Here is a 12,278-nt window from a genome sequence, read left to right on the forward strand (position 1 = left end):
GTTAGTGAAAATGTTACCGTAAATAACGCGAACGGGGTAAAAAAATATAGGTAAATATTCCTTCACCTTTTGATACCAAAATGATATCATAATGATATAGATGGAAAAAATTTTCAAAAGGGGAGTGGTTGGGATGAGAGAGAAAGATATGTTCAAAATTAATGGATTTTTGGGGGTATTATTGTTTCTGTTAATCGGGGCGGCGGTAGTATTTGCATTCAGGCAATTTACCTTAACTGAAAGTCCTGTATCTTTTGTCCTCGCAGTGATTGGTGTTGTGGTGTTGTTTCTCCTGCTTTCCGGGTTCACTGTCATTCAGCCGAATCAAGCAAAGGTATTTACTTTATTTGGCCGCTACCTCGGAGTGATCAAACAGGAAGGATTTTGGTTGACGATTCCTTTAACCTTAAGAAAAACAGTATCCCTAAGGGTAATTAACTTCAATAGTGATAAATTAAAGGTAAATGATTTGGAAGGGAACCCGATCGAAATCGCTGCGGTAGTTGTATATAAGGTGTTTGATTCTGCCAAAGCCGTTTTTGATGTTGAAAACTACAAAACGTTTGTGCATACGCAAAGTGAAACAGGCCTGCGCCATATCGCCAGCCAGTACCCATATGATAATGTCAACAATGATTATGAAGTATCGTTAAGGCAGCACTCGGATGAGGTTGGTGACGAGTTGACAAAGGACTTGCAGAAACGCTTGGAATTGGCCGGAGTGGAGATTATTGAAGCAAGGATCATGCATCTGGCGTATTCGAGTGAAATTGCCCATGCAATGCTGCAAAGACAGCAGGCCAAAGCGGTCCTCGCAGCGCGCAAGGTCATTGTTGAAGGTGCGGTATCCATGGTCAAATCGGCAATTGACCAATTAAAGGATGAAGGAATTGTCGAACTGGATGAGGAAAAGAAAGCGCAAATGGTGAATAATTTAATGGTTGCCATCGTTTCTGATAAGGGAAGCCAGCCGGTAATTAATACAGGATCGATTTATTAAGGTAGTGATAATGTGGCCGATAAGAAGCGGTTTTTACTGCGCGTTGATCAGAAAATATATGATGCCTTGGAGAAATGGGCAGACGATGAATTCCGCAGTGTGAATGCCCAGATTGAACTGATTATAAAAAAGGCATTAAAGGATGCCGGAAGATTAAAAAACTTAAAGACGTCCAGAGAAAAAGAAGAAGATTAAAACCGGAGGCAAACCGCCTCTGGTTTTTTAACAGCAGAGTGTCTGAGATTGACACTGTACGATTTTATAATTATTGACTAGACAAATTTCGCAAGTTTGACAGCCTTCCAAAAACCTTCCAGATAAATTTGAAACCGAATTCAGGCTGTGCTATAGTAAAAGCATATTAATTGACCGTAGAACCAAATTAGTCAATGAGAAGGATGTGCGCTATGGCACCTGATCGCAGAAGAATGATTGTGGAGGCAGCAACTAAGTCTTTTTCCTTGTTTGGCTATAAAGCAACAACCATGGACCAAGTTGCCAAGCTTGCAAACGTCGGAAAGGGAACCATTTATACATTTTTTAAAAATAAAGAGGAGTTATTTGAAGAAATTATTTCTTCTTTGGTGAAGGAAATGATTGCGGAGGCGGATTCTGTCATTAACCCGGAATTGCCCTTTACGGAAAATGTCCATCGGGCCCTTTATCGTTTACTGGAATTCCGCTCTAGGCACCAATTAATGATTAAATTGGTACAAGAAGAGGCGGAAATGGGAACTTTAGCAGTTTCGGAAATGCTCCAGCATGTGGAGGACGAAATTATCGGCTATTTAAAGGAAAAAATCGAAACGGCTATTGCTAAGGGAGCAATCCCAGCGGTGAATCCAGAAATAACTAGCTTTCTTTTGCTAAAAATGTATATTGCATTGGTTTCGGATTGGGAAAAAAATCATGACCCGTTAAGCTCTGAGCAAATTGCGGAAATTATGAAGGTGTTTTTGTTAAAGGGGCTGCCAAGAGGAAAGTAACGCAATAAAGCACTGGGGGACAGGCCCCAGTGCTCCAGTGCTTTTAGTTTGGGTTATTTTTTGCTTAGGTTTTGCTGAGCCATTTTGACGAGTTCGCGGACCATGCTGCCGCCAAGACGGCCGCCAACCTTGCCGGCTTGTTCCGAGGTCAGCTTGCCGTTATAGCCTTTTGACAAGGGTACGCCCACTTCTTCAGCGGCCTCAAATTTGGCATCCTCAGGACGCTGTGCCTGCACGACCTTAGCCTTTAACTGATCCAACCCGCTTCTCGCCTCTGGGACAAGAATTTTGTTCCTTCTCGCCATACAAATCCCTCCTTTACGAATAGAATTTCCAGAACGGAAAAATTCATCAAAAACACCGGCAAGGACTGGATAAAACTGTTTCATTCCAGTATAATAACCAATAATTAAGCGAATAAATTCGGTGAAAAAGAGAGTAGTTATCTCGTAAGTTCAAGCGAGTCAGGGGCGGTGGAAGCCTGATACGGAGCAGATAATGAAACGCACTTTGGAGAAGTGCCCTTGAAAATAGTAGGGGGTGCCGGAGAATCCTCCGTTAACAAAGATCAAAGCCGGTTCAGTATGAACAATTAGAGTGGTACCGCGGGAATTTCAAACTCTCGTCTCTTTAAATAGAGACGGGAGTTTTTTGCATTTATAGAAAAATGAAGGAGGTCATAGGGAATGAATTTTAAGAAAGAGCTTGCAGAAGTCTTATATCAAGCATTAGAAGGCGAATTAGCCTCCCAGAATATCGAGCAGTTAATTGAAAAACCAAAAAATCAGGACCATGGGGATTTAGCTTTCCCGTGTTTTTCACTCGCGAAGCTGAAGCGTAAGGCACCGAATTTAATTGCCCAAGAGTTAAGTGAAAAAATCCCGTCTCCCACTTTTGAAAAAGTAGAAGTGGTCGGAGCCTATCTTAACGTGTTTTTAAATAAAAAGCTTGTCTCCGAACAAATCATTAACAACATTATGACTGAAAAAAGCCAATATGGTGCCCATGATTTTGGCCAGGGTGGCAATGTTACCATTGACATGTCATCTCCTAATATCGCAAAACCATTTTCCATGGGACATCTGCGTTCTACTGTTATTGGAAATGCGCTTGCCTTAATTGTTGAAAAGTGCGGCTACAAGCCAATCAAAATCAACCACCTAGGCGACTGGGGCACCCAGTTCGGAAAGCTGATTTCTGCCTATAAACGCTGGGGAGATGAGGAAAAGGTCAAGGCAAATCCAATCAAGGAACTGCTTGCCCTGTATATTAAATTCCATGCAGAGGCAGAAACGAATCCGGCTCTTGAAGACGAAGGACGCGGCTGGTTTAAAAAGCTTGAAGATGGCGACCAAGAAGCGCACTTCTTATGGCAATGGTTCCGTGATGAGTCCCTAAAGGAGTTCTCAAGAATTTATCAGCTTATGAACGTGGAATTTGACTCCTATGCCGGGGAGGCTTTTTACAATGATAAAATGGACCGTGTTGTCCAGCTTCTCGAGGAAAAACAGCTGCTCGTGGAATCTGACCAGGCCCAAGTTGTCGAATTGACCGAAGAGGAGCTTCCGCCATGCCTCATTAAAAAATCGGACGGAGCGACGCTGTATGCCACTCGTGATTTAGCGGCTGCTATCTACCGGAAAGAAAATTACGACTTCGCACAATCCTTATATGTCGTCGGCCATGAGCAAAGCCTTCATTTTAAACAACTGATTGCGGTATTGAATAAAGCTGGCTTCGAGTGGGCCGATAAAATGGTCCATATTCCATTTGGGATGATGCTAAAAGACGGCAAGAAAATGTCAACCCGTAAAGGCAAGGTTGTCCTCCTGGAGGAAGTTTTGAACGAATCAATCGCGATGGCCCGGCATAATATTGAGGAAAAAAATCCAAATCTGGCAGACAAAGATGGTGTGGCCAAACAGGTCGGTGTCGGTGCAGTTATTTTTCACGACCTAAAAAACAACCGGATGAATGATATTGAATTCTCCTTAGAGGAAATGCTTCGTTTTGAAGGGGAAACCGGCCCTTATGTTCAGTATACATTTGCGAGAGCCAGCTCAATATTACGCAAAGCTGGATGGAAGGCGGAATCGGCACCGGCGTCCGTATACCAGACTACATGGGAAAACGAGTGGAAGGTAATCAGCATGTTAATGGAATTCTCCAACGCCATTAAGCGCGCGTGCGAAAATTATGATCCATCCCAAGTCGCAAAATACATTGTTGACCTTGCTCAAGTCTTCAATAAATACTATGCCGAAGTTAAAGTACTCGAGCAGAGCGAGGAGCAAAATGCACGCCTGGCACTTGTTTATTCTGTAACAGTCGTTCTTAAAGAAGGTTTGCGTCTCTTAGGGATTGAGGCGCCTGAAGAAATGTAAAGCATTTCACTTAACCATTGGTTAAAAATGGGATACAATAAAAGTTAGATTAATGATTGGAGGGCTAAGGGATGAGTGAGGTATTATTAAAAAGTTTTGCAACAGCGAGGAATTACCTGCTAAAAAATGTAGAGGTGCTGGATCAAAACATTGTAGATATCCAGCCAGAAGGATTCAATAATACAATCCACTGGCATGTGGGCCATGTGTTAACTGTTGCCGAACAATTTATGTTTGGCTTTCCGAAAAAGTCAGCTAATTTACCAGCCAATTATTTAGAACTATTTGGCAACGGTACAAAACCGGCTGATTGGAATGGTGAAGTCCCATCTGTCCAGGAATTGACGGTTCAGTTAAAGGAACAATTTGAACGAATTCAAGAAATTCCGGTTGAAAGTTTCGCAGAGAAACTTAAAACACCATTTCTTGGCCAAGAAACGTACGGCGAATTGACGAGCTTTGCCATCTTCCATGAGTCCATGCATTTAGGGCAAATTGCAGCGATGAAACGAGTTGTCCAAGCGGCGGCTCAAGTGAAATAAATAAAAAGTGAAATTTCGTTTCTGCTCTAGTAGAAACGATTTTTCGTTATATATAGGGAAACATAGAAAAAAGAGAGGACGTCTAACAATCTTTATGGATAATCAGCAGGAAAGACTGAAAGAGAGAATTTGGACAAAGGATTTTGTCCTTATTATATTTGCTAATTTTTTTATCTTCCTAGGATTTCAAATGACTTTGCCAACAATTCCGCTCTTTGTTGAGAAACTAGGTGGCAATGACCAGTTAATAGGTTTCGTCATTGGTATTTTTACCTTTTCTGCACTGCTTCTCCGCCCTTTTGCGGGGCAAGCACTGGAGACAAAGGGGAGAGGCTTCGTATACTTATTGGGGTTGGCCATTTTTGTCCTATCAGTGGGATCCTTTGGCTTCCTGACAAGCATTGCCTTCCTATTTGTGATGCGTGTTGTCCAAGGGGTGGGCTGGGGCCTTTCCACCACCGCATCGGGAACCATCGCCACCGATTTAATTCCGGCATCCCGGCGCGGAGAGGGGATGGGCTATTATGGGCTGTCGGGGAATCTGGCCCTCGCCTTTGGTCCGGCGCTAGGTTTGGTTTTAGCCGGGGTATTGAAGTTTGAAACATTTTTTCTAATTTGTTCGGGTTTAGGGCTGATTGCCTTATTATTGTCATCAAGAATAACCTATAAAAAGGTGGAGCCGAGACAGGAAAAGCCAAAGGGGAGACTTAATTTTTACGAAAAAAGCGCTCTAAAGCCATCGATGCTGATGTTCTTTTTAACCGTTACCTTTGGCGGTATAGCGTCATTCCTCCCTCTTTATACGGCCCAAAAACAGATTGAAGGAATTGAATGGTATTTTCTGATTTATGCCATTGCCTTAATGATTACGAGAACCTTTGCAGGCCAAGTTTACGATCGAAAGGGGCATCAGGCAGTCTTTATTCCCGGGACGTTGTTAATTTTAGCGGCGATGCTATTGTTATCATGGCTTCCCAACAGCACTATTCTATTTGCTGCAGCAGGCCTGTATGGCCTTGGCTTTGGCACGGTTCAGCCTGCCCTGCAGGCGTGGTCCATTGAAAAGACCCCCATTAACCGCAGAGGGATGGCCAATGCCACCTTTTTCTCCTTTTTTGATTTGGGAATCGGTATAGGAGCAATGGTGTTTGGACAAATCGGCCATCTATTGGGCTATAGCAGCATCTATAAAGCAGCGGCATTCTCTGTATTCGTTTCAATGCTTTTGTATGCCTTTTTCATATATAAGGAAAAAATGAATAAGGAAAAACCGAATCGAAGATTTGCTTAGGCAAGTCTTCTTTATTTTTTGTATAATAAACATAAATACAAAGTCCGGGAGCGATTACGATGAGTTTAGGCTTTGCTGTTTATCAGTCCCCAGTTGGAATATTGCGGATTATTGCAGACGAAACGGGTTTGAAAAGAATTGAATTGTTTGAAGAGGACTGGGTTAAGTTTTTGGAAGAAAATCCTGATTTAAAAGAGGATACAGCCATTTGCCAGGAAGCGGTCCGGCAATTGGATGAATATTTTTGCGGCCAGCGCCGTGATTTTGACTTACCGATTTCCGTCGAGGGGACCGAATTTCGCAGGAAGGTTTGGGATGCGCTGCTTAGGATTCCTTATGGCGAAGTTCGCAGTTATGCGGATGTCGCGGAAACGATTGGAAATCCGAAAGCGGTCAGGGCCGTCGGACAAGCCAACCGGGCGAACCAGCTGCCGATTATTATCCCGTGTCATCGGGTAATTGGAAAAAGCGGAAGCCTAACCGGCTATGCCGGCAGTAATACCCCGATTAAACAGCAGCTGCTTGAACTCGAAGGCCGCAAAATGAAAGAAGAAGCGCCGCATAAGGTGATGCTCTAGGTTTGGTTTGAAATGGTCGAAACTGCTAACCAATTTCATAAATAAATTGTGCTATAATGGCGGTATGAATTAAATAGCTGAAAAGTTTTCTAGGGTTCCGTGGCGCAAAATCTGCACCAGTCTGGTCCGAGAGAAAACGCACAGATATATCTGTGTACACGGAGGGATAAAAGCCTGGGAGATACTGATAAACAGTTATCTCCGGGCTTTTTTTGTTTGTTCCGGTATTTGGGGAAGGAGTGAATAGAATGAATTTACAGTGGATGAAGGTGTTTTTTGCAGCATTTTTCGAAGTTTTTTGGGTGGTAGGATTAAAGCATGCTGATAATGTTTGGGAATGGGCGGGTACGGGTGTGTCTATAATTATCAGTTTCTATGCTTTAATCGCTGCGGGGAATAAACTCCCTGTAGGTACGGTATATGCAGTTTTTGTAGGATTAGGCACAGCCGGTACAGTTATTTCGGATATTCTCTTTTTTGGGGAACCGTTTGATATAGTAAAAATTCTTTTAATACTCGTGCTGCTGGCAGGAGTGGTCGGCTTGAAATTAGTAACGACAGATTCTGCTGAGGAAGGGGCTGATTCCTAATGGCTTGGATTTCGCTAATGTTGGCTGGTTTTTTTGAGATGTTTGGTGTGGCGATGATTAACAAAGTGCATAGGGATCGAAACTGGCAATCCTTTGTGTTATTGGTGATTGGCTTCGGCGGCAGTTTCTTATTTCTCGCTAATGCGATGAAAACATTGCCGATGGGCACTGCTTACGCCATTTGGACTGGTATAGGTGCATCAGGCGGGGCGTTATTAGGTATGTTATTTTATGGTGAATCGAGGGAATGGAAGAGACTGGTGTTCATTGCCATGGTTTTGAGTGCGGCGGTTGGCTTGAAGGTTGTTTCCTAGTTTGCCTTTCATTATCCGAAGAAAACCACTGACAAGTCTAGTCAGTGGTTTTCTTCGTTTTTTTAATTATAAAGTAGATAACTCCCAGCACAACTGCTGCAATCAGAATTGGCATGACGTATGGCTGCGCCGCTTCTTTAATATGCGACCAGTTTGCTCCCAAAGTTTTGCCGAGCACTAGGAACAGGATGGTCCAAGGGATTATCGCAGCAATCGTATAAAGAGTAAATTTGAGCGCTGACATTTTGGCAATACCTGCCGGAATCGAGATCGCGTGGCGGACGACAGGAATAAATCGGGCTGAAAAGATGACGCCGGCGCCATATTTTTCAAACCAATGCTCCGCTACATCGATATGCTTCTTTTTAATCAAGACATACTTTCCGTATTTCTCCAAAAATGGCCGTCCGCCATAATAGCCCGCCCAATATAAAAACAACTGAGCAAGTGTTCCGCCGATGGTCCCGGCTATTACGGCCCCGACAAAATTAATTTTTCCGAGCGAAATCATGTAGCCGCCATATCCTAAAACGAATTCGCTTGGGATGATTTCAATCATTAATCCCAAAGCAATCCCGAAATAACCTAACTGTGATAGAAAATCCAATACCGAAAAAATAAACTCTGTCATAGCACACCTTCACTTATGTAAATAATAGTCACTCTAACCCAGTTTATAATAGTTTGTCTCATAAAGAAATATATATGGTCTTTTTCATCCAGACATTCCATTTAAAAAGAAAAAAGCAGCTTAACAGCCGCTGCCTCATATACAATCAGGAACTTAATGATTTTTCTGTAGAAAACATATAGTTTCGGTGATGATAGCGGATGCTGTAGACAAGACCCATCGCAAACATATTCCCCATTAGCGAGCTGCCGCCGTAGCTGATAAAGGGCAGGGGAATTCCGGTAATCGGAAGCACTTGAATCGTCATGCCGACATTTTGGAACACATGAAAGGTAATCATGCAGATAATGCCCGTGCAAACATATGTATTGAACGGTTCATTCGTATCCAGCGCCGTTTTAATTAAATGGTAAATTAGCAAAAAGTACAGTCCGATGACAACGCTGCCACCGACAAAGCCGTATTCCTCGCCGATCACACTAAAAATAAAATCGGTATGGGCTTCGGGGACATAAACCACCCCATTGCTGAAGCCTTTGCCAGATATAAGACCTGACCCGATTGCTTTTAATGACTGCAGCAGATGAAAGCTTGATCCGGATGAATGATTAGCCGGGTCAAGCCAAGAATATATTCGATTAAATTGATAGGTTTCCACATGGAGATATTTTTCAAGAATTTCCGGTTTATTTAACACAAGATAAAAGATTAGGGCAACAAACGAAGCGCCAACACTGCAAATGGGCAAGATGATTTTCCACGAAATGCCGGAAACAAGGATAACACCGGTCAAAATCGCCATTATGACAAGGGCTGTCCCTAAGTCCTCCACTACGATTAAGCCAAGCGGCACCACGGTAATAAGGCCAAGCTTAAGCAACAACAGCAGGTCGGTCGTCAGCGTTTTTTCAATATACTTTTCATGATGAGCGGCCACTGCCCGGCTTAAGGCCAAGATTAAAAAGATTTTGACGAACTCTGAAGGCTGGATGGTCCCAATGCCTTTAATCACAAACCAGTTTTTCGAGCCGTTCCTTTCTGGTGCAATACTTGGCGGGGCAACCGCTAACAGGATTAGCAGGAAAATCCCAAAGCCATATAGTACCCAGGCAAGTTTGCGGTACTGATAGCTGTCGAAAAGAATGGATCCCAAGACAATGGCAGCGCCGACTACATACCAAAAGACCTGCATAATCAGGAAATTCCGTTCCCCGTATTGACCGGTCGATTGGGCACTGTAAATTGCCAGGCAGCTGATAAGAAAGAAAAGAAATAATAATAATGTTAATGTCCAATCAAAACGGTCCGCTTTTTTTATTTCTGTATCCATAGACCACACCTTATTTTTAACAATTAGTTATTATCAGACTAACAAAGAAATGGTAAGCCTACAACAACATAGGCAAAATCTGTCATATTATTTAACGATTTTAACGAAGGAAAAGTTTCAGTCTCACATTAAATAATGAAGAAACATCGTCGCAATCCCGAAATAAGTGAGTAAGGAAAAAATATCATTTAAGGTGGTAATCAGCGGCCCTGAGGCCACTGCAGGGTCAATTTTTATACGATAAAGAATAATCGGAATGATGGTCCCGGCAAGCGTTCCGATGATTAGGGTGAAAAACAATGAGCTGCCGACTACAAAACCTAACGTCAGGCTTCCCTGCCAAATATACGCAATGATCGATATTAATATCGCACACGTTGCGCCGATGGAAATTCCCACTCCGAGCTCCCTCATGATTAAACGAAAGATAACCTTTTTATCAATATCGTGAGAGATTAGTCCTCTGACAACGACCGCAAGCGATTGCGTTCCGGTGTTACCGGTCATTCCGGCAATCATTGGCATGAAAAAGGTAAGGGCGACCACCTGCTTCAACGTGTCTTCAAAGCTTGAAATAATCCGTCCTGAAATAAGCCCAATGAACAGAAGCAGGATAAGCCAAGGAAGCCTTCTTGCTGCGGCAACGAGCGTTTTCGTATCAAAATCGATCGCTTTACCTGAAGCAGACAGCTTCTCGATATCCTCATTTGCTTCTTTAATCACGACATCGATGACGTCATCAACCGTAATAATCCCGAGCAGCACATGATCCTCGTCGACAACCGGTACAGAGATAAAGTCGTAACGTTCAACGGTCTTGGCGACATCTTCTTGGTCTGTTGTGACGGTAACAGAAATAACCCTTTCAAACATAATGTTGTCAATCCTGTCGCCTTCACCAGCCAGCAGTAAATCGCGGTAGGATACAACTCCCACCAGCTTGCTATCTTCATCAATGACATATAAATAATTCAGCGTTTCGGCAAACTCGGCAAACGATTTAAGCTTATCAACCGCTTCCCTGACGGTATAATAGTTGCGAATCCAAACAAACCGGTTCGTCATAATTCTTCCTGCTGTTTCAGGAGGATAACTCATGATATCTTTGACGGCATTAGATTCCTTTGTATCCATTTCCGAAAGGAGGGAATCTATTTTTTCAGGAGACAATTCATGCAGAAGCGTGGCCAAATCATCATTGTCCATTAAATCCAGGACCTTGCTGGATTTCTCAATCCCCAGCATATTCAACAATTCAAGCTGTTCGGACTTTTCCAGCTCTTCCATCAGGTCGGCGAGAAGATCATATCTTAAATAAAGTAGAAACCGGCTCTTTTGCTTTTCTGGCAACTCTTTGTAAATCGCCGCGACATCGTAGGGCTGAAGTTCATCCAGAGCAGCTTCGAATTCGGCCTTTTTATTTTCAGTTAATGTGTTGATAATATAAAAACTTATTTCCTCATGAGTCATATCTTTAACCAAGGTTTATCACTCCTTTCCTAGACCAAATCGCTATAAATTAAATAAGGCGGGAGTACATAGAATAGTCAATATGGTTAATCCATAGTATACGTCATTATGGGTAATACCTTTAGGTTAAATCATTAATCGAATATTATTATTTGTAAAAGAAATGAAATAAGCTATTTTTCCTATTTTTTGATAAAATGAGGAGGTATTGTCTATAAGTATTTGGAAGTTTCGTGGAAACTGGAACTGATAAAATATAAAACGTGTTTGAACGGAGGAGTTTGGCGTTGAAAAAGCATCATCATCAAGACATACGGGACCTTATTTATTTACATTTAAATCAATCAGACCAGTATGTTTTATCCTATGGGATTGAATTCGCAGAATTTGCGGCAGCTTTTTCCGGGTCTTTAAATCACCTGCTGTTACTTAAGCACCGCTATGATGATGCTGATTTTAACATGCACACACTGCTCGAGTACTGTCCGGAAGAAGGAATAAACAAATTGGCTGCGGATGATGTTTACGGTTACGGAGATTTCTGCTGGATTGATTTTCTGGAAGAAGATGTTTTAAATGAACTTTCTGGGCAGGAAATGGCGGAATTATTATACTTAGGCCACCATAAACAACACTTGAAAACCCCGTTCTACAATAAATTGGGCAACCGTTTCGTTTACTTAGCTCATGATGACGGTTGGTTTAATAAAACATATTACCGCAGCTTCAAGGACTTTTTCCATTTACTAAGTGAAGTGGTTTCCGATAAGCTGGGGGAAATAAAACCGGAAAAGTCGCTGCTTGGACTTCGTAAAAAACGGACATATACGCCGGTGAACAAGGAAATCCTGCTGTCCTTGACGCCGTTCATCAAGGAAGGAATTTGCATTTCGTTTAGGGATGCGGACGCTCAGCGGACCCGAATTGAAATTCCAATTTGGGTGATTGGCGACTATGCCAATATGGATGATATGTATGAGGAATATCAATATATTAGGACAAAGCCTTATCATGCAAAAATTATTTTTGACAAAAAGACAAAAGAATGGAAACTTAACGTTGTTTAAGGCTGACCTAAAAGTCAGCCTTATTTTGTCGTGGAAAAACCAAGAGGAAACAAACAAACTATGGGCTTCATAATATAAATTTGAAAAACAAGTAA

14 protein-coding genes, 1 riboswitch and 1 other annotated feature are annotated in these 12,278 nt (G+C 42.3%); of the genes, 10 read left to right on the forward strand and 4 right to left on the reverse strand.

Annotated elements, in window-relative coordinates; translation table 11 throughout:
* The first annotated feature begins 133 nt into the window (after positions 1-133).
* The 3 genes from ACZ5B7_RS01155 (at position 134) to ACZ5B7_RS01165 (ending at position 1,986) form a co-directional block, all read left to right on the forward strand.
* Positions 134-1,000, forward strand: a complete 867-nt coding sequence (locus ACZ5B7_RS01155; RefSeq protein ID WP_464492307.1) for an SPFH domain-containing protein — start codon at positions 134-136, stop codon at positions 998-1,000.
* Between the two features lie 12 nt (positions 1,001-1,012).
* Positions 1,013-1,195, forward strand: a complete 183-nt coding sequence (locus tag ACZ5B7_RS01160; protein WP_464492308.1) for a type II toxin-antitoxin system antitoxin — start codon at positions 1,013-1,015, stop codon at positions 1,193-1,195.
* 212 nt (positions 1,196-1,407) lie between these two features.
* The gene (locus ACZ5B7_RS01165) at positions 1,408-1,986 is read left to right on the forward strand and encodes a TetR/AcrR family transcriptional regulator (protein WP_464492309.1); all 579 of its coding nucleotides are present in this window, start codon (positions 1,408-1,410) and stop codon (positions 1,984-1,986) included.
* 53 nt (positions 1,987-2,039) lie between these two features.
* On the opposite strand, the gene ACZ5B7_RS01170 is transcribed toward ACZ5B7_RS01165, so the two are convergent.
* The gene (locus ACZ5B7_RS01170; protein ID WP_213148151.1) at positions 2,040-2,291 is read right to left on the reverse strand and encodes an alpha/beta-type small acid-soluble spore protein; all 252 of its coding nucleotides are present in this window, start codon (positions 2,289-2,291) and stop codon (positions 2,040-2,042) included.
* A 112-nt stretch (positions 2,292-2,403) separates the two neighbouring features.
* Positions 2,404-2,619: a binding site (T-box leader), on the forward strand.
* 53 nt (positions 2,620-2,672) lie between these two features.
* Between ACZ5B7_RS01170 and argS the strand changes: the two genes are divergently transcribed.
* The 6 genes from argS to ACZ5B7_RS01200 all read left to right on the forward strand — a co-directional run bounded on the left by argS (position 2,673) and on the right by ACZ5B7_RS01200 (position 7,685).
* Positions 2,673-4,370, forward strand: a complete 1,698-nt coding sequence (gene argS, locus ACZ5B7_RS01175) for an arginine--tRNA ligase (protein ID WP_464492310.1) — start codon at positions 2,673-2,675, stop codon at positions 4,368-4,370.
* Between the two features lie 71 nt (positions 4,371-4,441).
* Entirely contained in the window at positions 4,442-4,912 is a 471-nt protein-coding gene (locus tag ACZ5B7_RS01180) for a DinB family protein (RefSeq protein WP_464492311.1), read from the forward strand.
* Positions 4,913-5,006: 94 nt separating this feature from the next.
* Positions 5,007-6,203 (forward strand): MFS transporter, encoded by a 1,197-nt coding sequence (locus ACZ5B7_RS01185; RefSeq protein ID WP_464492312.1) that lies wholly within the window; start codon positions 5,007-5,009, stop codon positions 6,201-6,203.
* Between the two features lie 59 nt (positions 6,204-6,262).
* Positions 6,263-6,781: a methylated-DNA--[protein]-cysteine S-methyltransferase gene (locus ACZ5B7_RS01190; protein WP_423800392.1), complete on the forward strand. Its 519-nt coding sequence runs from the start codon at positions 6,263-6,265 to the stop codon at positions 6,779-6,781.
* Between the two features lie 78 nt (positions 6,782-6,859).
* A riboswitch (guanidine-I (ykkC/yxkD leader) is annotated at positions 6,860-6,964 on the forward strand.
* 65 nt (positions 6,965-7,029) lie between these two features.
* Positions 7,030-7,371 (forward strand): DMT family transporter, encoded by a 342-nt coding sequence (locus ACZ5B7_RS01195; protein WP_213148146.1) that lies wholly within the window; start codon positions 7,030-7,032, stop codon positions 7,369-7,371.
* Positions 7,371-7,685 carry a DMT family transporter gene (locus ACZ5B7_RS01200; RefSeq protein ID WP_464492313.1) on the forward strand — a complete coding sequence of 105 codons (315 nt, stop codon included), beginning with the start codon at positions 7,371-7,373 and terminating at the stop codon, positions 7,683-7,685. Before ACZ5B7_RS01195 ends, ACZ5B7_RS01200 begins: the two co-directional genes overlap by 1 nt.
* A 37-nt stretch (positions 7,686-7,722) precedes the next feature.
* Here the strand turns inward: ACZ5B7_RS01200 and uptA are convergent, their stop codons facing one another.
* The 3 genes from uptA to mgtE form a co-directional block, all read right to left on the reverse strand.
* Positions 7,723-8,316 (reverse strand): undecaprenyl phosphate transporter UptA, encoded by a 594-nt coding sequence (gene uptA / locus ACZ5B7_RS01205; RefSeq protein ID WP_464492314.1) that lies wholly within the window; start codon positions 8,314-8,316, stop codon positions 7,723-7,725.
* A 145-nt stretch (positions 8,317-8,461) separates the two neighbouring features.
* Positions 8,462-9,646, reverse strand: a complete 1,185-nt coding sequence (locus ACZ5B7_RS01210; RefSeq protein WP_464492315.1) for an FtsW/RodA/SpoVE family cell cycle protein — start codon at positions 9,644-9,646, stop codon at positions 8,462-8,464.
* A 123-nt stretch (positions 9,647-9,769) separates the two neighbouring features.
* Positions 9,770-11,128: a magnesium transporter gene (mgtE, locus tag ACZ5B7_RS01215; protein ID WP_464492316.1), complete on the reverse strand. Its 1,359-nt coding sequence runs from the start codon at positions 11,126-11,128 to the stop codon at positions 9,770-9,772.
* A gap of 275 nt (positions 11,129-11,403) precedes the next feature.
* On the opposite strand from mgtE, the gene ACZ5B7_RS01220 reads away from it, so the two are divergent.
* The gene (locus ACZ5B7_RS01220; protein WP_213148141.1) at positions 11,404-12,183 is read left to right on the forward strand and encodes a hypothetical protein; all 780 of its coding nucleotides are present in this window, start codon (positions 11,404-11,406) and stop codon (positions 12,181-12,183) included.
* The last annotated feature ends 95 nt before the right edge of the window (positions 12,184-12,278 follow it).

The sequence above is a fragment of the Neobacillus sp. S1115 genome (assembly GCF_055385565.1).